Annotated in this window: 5 protein-coding genes; 4 read left to right on the plus strand and 1 reads right to left on the minus strand. The window is 35.0% G+C overall.

What is annotated here, in order from left to right:
- Positions 1 to 74: 74 nt before the first annotated feature.
- The gene (locus Q0941_RS05785; RefSeq protein WP_299292151.1) at positions 75 to 935 is read left to right on the plus strand and encodes a bifunctional 5,10-methylenetetrahydrofolate dehydrogenase/5,10-methenyltetrahydrofolate cyclohydrolase; all 861 of its coding nucleotides are present in this window, start codon (positions 75 to 77) and stop codon (positions 933 to 935) included.
- Positions 928 to 1,491 (plus strand): 5-formyltetrahydrofolate cyclo-ligase, encoded by a 564-nt coding sequence (locus Q0941_RS05790; protein ID WP_299292152.1) that lies wholly within the window; start codon positions 928 to 930, stop codon positions 1,489 to 1,491. Before Q0941_RS05785 ends, Q0941_RS05790 begins: the two co-directional genes overlap by 8 nt.
- Here Q0941_RS05790 and purD read toward each other — a convergent pair.
- Positions 1,482 to 2,744, minus strand: a complete 1,263-nt coding sequence (purD, locus tag Q0941_RS05795) for a phosphoribosylamine--glycine ligase (protein ID WP_299292153.1) — start codon at positions 2,742 to 2,744, stop codon at positions 1,482 to 1,484. The two genes, Q0941_RS05790 and purD, sit on opposite strands and share 10 nt — an antisense overlap.
- Before the next feature lie 136 nt (positions 2,745 to 2,880).
- Here purD and Q0941_RS05800 point away from each other — a divergent pair, with 136 nt between their 5' ends.
- Together Q0941_RS05800 and ileS are read left to right on the plus strand one after the other, a co-directional pair.
- Positions 2,881 to 4,401 (plus strand): peptidase, encoded by a 1,521-nt coding sequence (locus tag Q0941_RS05800; protein ID WP_299292154.1) that lies wholly within the window; start codon positions 2,881 to 2,883, stop codon positions 4,399 to 4,401.
- A 59-nt stretch (positions 4,402 to 4,460) separates the two neighbouring features.
- Positions 4,461 to 7,658 (plus strand): isoleucine--tRNA ligase, encoded by a 3,198-nt coding sequence (gene ileS / locus Q0941_RS05805; protein WP_299292155.1) that lies wholly within the window; start codon positions 4,461 to 4,463, stop codon positions 7,656 to 7,658.
- Positions 7,659 to 7,805 lie beyond the last annotated feature (147 nt).

Genomic DNA, 7,805 nt, shown 5'->3' on the forward strand with positions numbered 1-7,805 from the left:
AACCATTTAATTTCTTTACTCAGATTTTCAAGTCAAATTCCAAGAATTAAATATCAACATAGCAATACCACATCATGACAGGTACCAAGATTGACGGTAAGTTGATTGCTCAATCAGTTAAAGACAGAGTAAAGCAGGCAGTAAACGAACTCAAAAAACAGGACATCAATCCGTGCCTGGCAACAGTTCTTGTAGGTGACAATCCAGCATCTGCTACCTATGTAAGAAACAAGCACAAAGCCTGTGATGAGGTTGGCATAGCAACAAAAGACCACAAATTAGATGCAAACATCACACAGTTGGAATTAAACAAAATTATCGATGAATTAAATTCAGATAAATCAGTCCATGGAATTTTGGTTCAGTTGCCATTACCAGATCAATTAGATGAATTTGCAACCACATCAAGAATCTCACCTCTCAAAGATGTTGATGGACTAACACCACATAACGCAGGTTTGCTTGCCATGAAAAAAGCAGCACTTGTTGCATGTACACCATCAGGAGTAATGGAGATGTTTGATTTTCACGATATTGATTTGGAAGGAATGAATGTTGTTTTGATTAATAGAAGTAATTTAGTTGGAAAACCATTGTATCATTTATTGTTACAAGAAAATGCTACAGTGTTAACATGCCATTCTAGAACAAAGAATTTGACAGAGTTATGTCAGAATGCAGACATTGTAATTACTGCAGTTGGAGACAGAAACAAGTTTACTCTAACTCAAGATATGATAAAAGAAGGAGCAATAGTAATAGATGTTGCAATTTCTCGCCACAATGACAAACTAGTTGGCGATGCAGATTATGACGATATTATACAAAAGGCATCATTTGCAACTCCAGTTCCAGGAGGAGTAGGACCAATGACTGTTGCAATGCTGCTAAAAAACACAATTACTGCAGCATCATTGAGTAGTCAAATTGGATAACAGTACAGAAAAAAAATCACTGAGAAATCTTCTTTTAGAAAAAAGAGACAATACATCACATGATTTTCTAAAAATTGCAAGTGAGAAAATTCATCAAAAAGTCAAAGGAATGAAAAACTTTAGAGATGCAAAAAAAATTGGTGTATACTATCCCATCGGAAGCGAGATTCTAACTCAAGATATTATCCAAGAGTTACTCAGTATTGGAAAAGAGGTGTTTTTACCAAAAGTGGTTGGTGATACTATGGAGTTTAGGAAAATTGAAAAATTTTCGAGCCTAGAAAAGGGAAATTTTGACATTATGGAGCCAAAAGAAGAGTGTCCCAAAGACAACAATTTGGATTTGATTTTTGTGCCAACTGTAGGCATTTCGCCTGGGGGAGTTAGACTAGGATACGGTCATGGATTTTATGATAAATTTCTAGCTGAAAACAATACAACTACAATTTCATTAATTCTAGAAAAACAGGTAATCAAAAACATTCCAAAATCAGAACATGATATTTTGATTGATTGGATAGTTACTGAAGATAAAATTTTAGAAACTCAGAGATAAGACAATCCCTTTTTGCCAATATCTTTTCTACAGAATTTATGAGCCCATGAAATTTTTTCAGCAGCTGCATATGCATTTGATATTGCAGAATCTAAAGTATCACCTAATGCAGTAACTCCTAAAACACGCCCTCCATTTGAGAGAATTTTTTCATCTTGTTTTTTAGTTCCTGCATGAAATACAAACGAGTTACTTGGAATGCTATCAAAACCAGTAATCTCTTCATTTTTTGGATAAGATTCAGGATAACCGTCTGATGCTAAAACCACACAAACAGCTGATTGATTTTTCCAGGTGGGTGATGGCAATGCCGACAAGTTACCTTCTGCACTAGATGAAAAATAGTCAAACAAATCAAAATCCATTCTCATTGTTATTGGTTGGCATTCAGGATCACCCATTCGTACATTGTATTCTAAAACATATGGTTCCCCATCTCTAATCATTATTCCAGCATACAAAAATCCCTTGAAGGATATTCCTTCTTTGGTCATTGATTGGATGGTTTTCTCAATAACATTTTCTTGAATTTTTTTGGCAAGAGTATCGTCTACTATTGGAGTTGGAGAGTACGCACCCATTCCACCAGTATTTGGTCCTTTGTCATCATCAAAGATTCGTTTATGATCTTGACTTGATGCCATAGGAATTGCTACTTCTCCATCAGATAATGCAATGTAAGAGGCCTCAATTCCATCGATTCGCTCTTCAATAATGATTCGATTTCCAGCATCGCCAAATGTTTTTTTTACCAATATAGTCTGAATTGCAGAAATTGCTTCGTCTTTTCCATTGCATACAATTACACCCTTGCCTGCTGCAAGACCATCAGCTTTTACCACTACATTATAATCAACTGAATCAAGATAGTCAAGGGCATTTTGAGGATCATCAAAGATTTCAAATCTAGCAGTCGGAATGTCATTTCGCTTCATGAAATTTTTTGCCCAAATCTTACTTGATTCAAGCTGTGCTGCATCCTTTGATGGTCCAAAAATTTTCAAATTTTTTTCATTAAATTTATCAACAATTCCTAAAGCAAGAGGAGCTTCAGGACCAACTACAGTAAAGCAATTATTTTTTTGAGCAAAATCAGCTAATCCATCCAAATCTTCAACGGAGATATTCACATTGTTTTCAGTACCCCCATTTCCAGGTGCAGTAAAGACTTTGTCTACTTTGGGACTTTGAGATAACTTCCAAGACAATGCATGCTCTCTTCCTCCAGAACCAACAACTAGAACATTAACCAATGAAAATTATTATTTCCTCAATTATATAATCCAAGTCTAAAAAAATCAATCTATCTTTATAATGCTAGGAATGATCAAAAATCAACCATAGGGATCCTAATTGAAATATACGATACATTTTTTCACAATCTTTCTAATGACATTTGCATTATCATCTAGTGTTGTATTTGGACATGGATTGGGTGGAGAAGTGCTCCCTCCAGTTACAATTCAAGATAGAGACGCCACACTCTCAATTGATGTTTCTCCATCAATTTATGATCCTGAAAATCCAGAGCACTCTGTAACTATCAGATTGTTTGACTCTAATACAGAGGCAATAATTGAGCATGTCTCCCTAGTGTTAGAAATGAAAAAAGATGGAGAACAAATTTTCAAACATACCTTTCATGATGAAATGGGAAATCTGAATTTTCAAGTAATTTCAGATGATTCTGATGAAATTACGATAAAGGGAATTCAGGAGCCTATTTTGAGAGGGTGGATGAAAGCAGAGGACCAACCACTAATTCTGACAGGTCCAATTTTTACATCAGGAGGACTCTATGAATACAAAGTAGAGATTCTCACAATAGATTCTGATGATAACATCTTGGAGCAAAAAGTGGAGCTAGAAGGGGCAATCAGTCTTGCAGATATCAAGAATTTTGAGGTATCAGACAGTCAAAACAAAGTTCATGACATTCAAGTAATATCATATTTTGATATAATTAGCGACTTTAATTTTGATTCTAACAAAGTTTCATTCTCAATGCCCTTTGATTGGAATCAAAATCTAGAGCAACTAAGTGTCATTCATGAAGAGATTAGAGTTCCAAATACGTTTGGAGAATTTCTATCAACAAAATACAATGCATATGTCAATGGTATCTTGATGCCAGATGAAGTTGTAAACATTGATGACTATTCTTTTGATGACAGAACAGTTCACATGACTGTTTATCGAGAAATTATCAAAGACATCAGAGAAGAAGCAATCAAAACTTCTGATTCAAAAATTGATTTTAAATTAGAGACCAGTGAAAGTGTACAATTTCCATTAGAGTTTGCAACTCCTGATTTAAGATTCAAAGTTTACCTATCATGGGAACCTGAAACAATTAGAGCTGGAGAAGAAACAACGTTTTTTGTAGAATTTGAAGAATTGTTCAAAGCAAAAACCAAGAGAGGTACAGAATATGATTTGAAAATAATTCAAAATGATAAAAAAATTTACGAAAAATATTTGATTGGAAATATCAATTCAGATATTCCAAATTCTCACAAAATAATATTTGAGCCAGAGCATGTTGGAACGGCAAATATCTCCTTTTCAGATATTGATGGTAATCCACTCTCAAAAGGCAATTTTATCATCGTAATCAATCCACCATTAATTGCCCAAGTGCAAGAGATTCCAGCATGGATTAAGAACAATGCAGGCTGGTGGGCAGATAACACAATTGATGATGACTCTTTCATCCAAGGGATTCAATATCTGATCAATCGAGATATCATCATAGTTTCAGTTACAAATTTGCAAGAATCCAAGTCACAAGACATTCCGTCTTGGATTAAGAACAATGCAGGCTGGTGGGCAGATAACACAATTGATGATGACTCTTTCATCCAAGGGATTCAATATCTCATTGAAAATGGAATCATTGTTCTAAATTGATTTTTTGCCTATGATAGTTTTTTAGAAGTTTAAATTGCCACAAAAATACCAAAATCCAGATGGAACTTGACTCAAAATTTGATGCAAAGAAAATAGAATCAGATGTTAAGCAATACATCAATTCAATTGATTTAGAAAAACAAATCTTTGCATCAGATAAACCTGAAAAGATTCGATTCATTGAAGGCCCACCTACAATGAACGGAATTCCTCATGCAGGGCACCTAAGAGGCAGAGTCATCAAAGACCTGTGGTATAGATTCAACACATTACAAGGAAAAAAAATTGAGTTTAATGGTGGATGGGATACTCAAGGCCTTCCAGTTGAACTCCAAGTTGAAAAAGAATTAGGAGTTACAGGTGGAAAGACTGAAGCAATCAAGCAATTTGGAATTGAGAGGATAGTTTCTGAATGCAAAAAACTGGTTGAAAAATACAACAAGGTATGGGTTGAAGTTGATGAAAAGTTGGGAATGTCATTTAATCATGAGAAAGCATACTGGACATTTAGAGATGAATTTATTGAAAGAGAATGGCAGGTTCTCAAAAAAGCATTTGATAATGGAATATTAGAAGAAGACTTTACAGTTATAGCATATTGTCCTAGCTGCCAGACATCACTTAGTCATGCTGAAGTCAATCAAGGATATGAAGAGGTCAAAGATCCATCATTATTTTACAAAGTAAAGCTAGTCGATGAGGATGCATTTTTGATTGTATGGACTACAATGCCATTTACACTGGTAACTGATGCAATGGTAGGATTGCAACCTGAAGAAGATTATGTCTACGTCAAAGTAGAGGGAGAGACATGGGTGGTTGGAAAAACTAGGTTAGAAGATTTTATGGCAGAAGTGAAAATTGAGAAATGTGATACTCTCAAAACAGTAAAGGGATCTGAGTTTGAAGGCAAAAAATACATCCATCCGTTACTAGACAGTATTCCAGATTTAGCTGAATGTGCAAAGGCAGATAATTTCCATATTGCAGTGTCTGAATCATTTGTTGATGCAAGTACAGGTAGTGGTTTGGTGCACTTGTCTCCTGCAAACGGTGAGGAAGATATCAAAATTGCAAACAAAAGAAAGGTAAAGGTTTTCAGTCCTATTGATGATGAAGTAAAATTTACATCTCAAGCAGGAAAGTATCAGGGTCTATTTGTTAGAGATGCAGACAGAACAATTGTAGAGGATCTAAAAGAAAAAAATGCACTAGTCAGAATTGGTAAAATCAAACACAAGTATCCACTTTGCTGGAGATGTCAAAATGCACTAGTATGGCTAGCAAGAAAGGGATGGTTTTACAAACTAGACAGATTAGAAAACAAAGCAATTGATGCAGCAGAAAGTGTAGAGTATTTCTTTGAGCAGCCAAAAAACAGATTTCTTGGAATCATCAAAGAAAGACACCCATGGTGTATATCAAGAGAAAGAATTTGGGGATGTCCATTGCCTGTGTGGGGCTGTCAAGACTGTGGAGAAAAAAATTGGTTCTTTACAAGAAAGGACATCATTGATGCTGCAGACAATTTACCTGACGGTCCAGAATTTGAGCTTCACAGACCATGGATAGATAATGTGGTGATAAAGTGTAAGGAATGTGGTAGTACCAAAACACAAAGAGAGGAATATGTTTTAGATACATGGCACAACAGTGGTTCGGCTCCATTTTCATCACTAAGCAATGAAGAATATGAGAAAGAGATTCCAGCTCCATTTTTCACAGAAGGTATTGATCAAACCAGAGGATGGGCATATACACTGTTAATTGAAAATGTGATTTTAAACAACGGACCAACTCCACCCTACAAGTCATTTTTGTTCCAAGGACATGTCTTAGATGAAAAAGGTGGAAAGATGAGTAAAAGTAAAGGAAATGTTTTGGAAGGGGCAGAACTATTAGAAAAATATCCTGCAGATCTGGTGAGATTCTACTTTATGTGGAAAGCAAGTCCAATTGAGCCACTTAGTTTTAGCACTGATGAGTTAATGTCAAGGCCATACCAGGTCATCAATACTCTATTCAACCTGCATCTTTACTTTAAGCAAAATAGCCAGTATGACAATTATGATGAATCAAAGACAATTGACTGGGCCAAACAAAACAACTTGCTTACATCACCAGATGTTTGGTTGCTATCAAAGCTTCAAAAACTAATTCAAAAAATTACAGAAAGAAATCAATCTTGCAAATTCCATGAAAGTGCAAAAGCAATTGATGACTATATCATTAACAATCTAAGTCAGATTTACATCCCAATTACAAGAGGAGAATTGTGGGATGAGGATGAGGAAAAGAAGAATAGAAGGCTTGCAATCTATGCAGTTTTGAGCAAGGTTCTCAAGACACTAGATATTTTGATTCATCCATTCTGTCCATTTACTAGTGAGCATCTCTATCAAACAGTCTTTGAAGAAAGGCAAAGTATTCTACTAGACAAATGGCCCACCTACAATGAATCCCTAGTTAACGAAGAGATTGAAGAATCATTTGATATTATGAAAGATGTTGTGTCTATTTCGTCAGCTGCAAGAATGAAGGGAAAATTAAAACGAAGATGGCCACTAAATGAGGCACTCATCTGTGTAAAGAAAGGACAAAAACAAAAACTTGAATCATTATCTGAACTATTACAATCCCAGCTCAACGTTGAGAAATTTAGTATCTTTGAAACAGAAAAAGAATCAGGACTAGAACAAATCTCAGAGCTAAATCAACTAGGACTTCCTGCAAAAGGAGTAGTGGAATTGGAGAGAAAGAGAATCGGACCTAAAGCAAAACAGCACATGGGAAAACTTGTTGCAAAATTTGGTGAAACTGATCATGAAGAAATTGTTACAGCATTACAAAGTAATTCAAAATATGATTTTGATATTGATGGTGAAAAAATCTCACTTGATTCAGAAGACTTTGTAGTTGACTTTGATGCACAAGAAAACTTTGCAATGTCAAGTAGAGACAACTATACTGTATTCATTTCTACTGCAAGAAACAAAGAGATGATGGCAAAAGGATTGATAAAAGATGTAGCAAGAAGACTTCAAACACTAAGAAAAGAAAGAGGATACAATCCAACTGATGTTCTAGAAGTTGCATCAATTTTAGATTTGGATGCAGAATCATTAGAAATGATTCAAGAAAAGTCTCAAGACTTGGCATTTTTAGTTAGAGTCAAAAAAGTAAACTTTGAGCAAACTTGCAAAGAATACAAAGATGACGATATTGACGGACAGAAAATTAGAATCTCCGTAGAATAGTCTTCAGATTTTCTGTAATATTTTTATTAGAATCAAGAACTGAAAAAGGAAATGTCCGAATCAAAGGAACCTAACGTAGTTGGGATTAATGTCCTAAAGCAAAATGGTGTAGATGTTGATGAATTAGTAAATGAGCTAATCAAAAAT

It is taken from the genome of Candidatus Nitrosopumilus sp. (assembly GCF_028278985.1).
Taxonomy (GTDB): domain Archaea; phylum Thermoproteota; class Nitrososphaeria; order Nitrososphaerales; family Nitrosopumilaceae; genus Nitrosopumilus.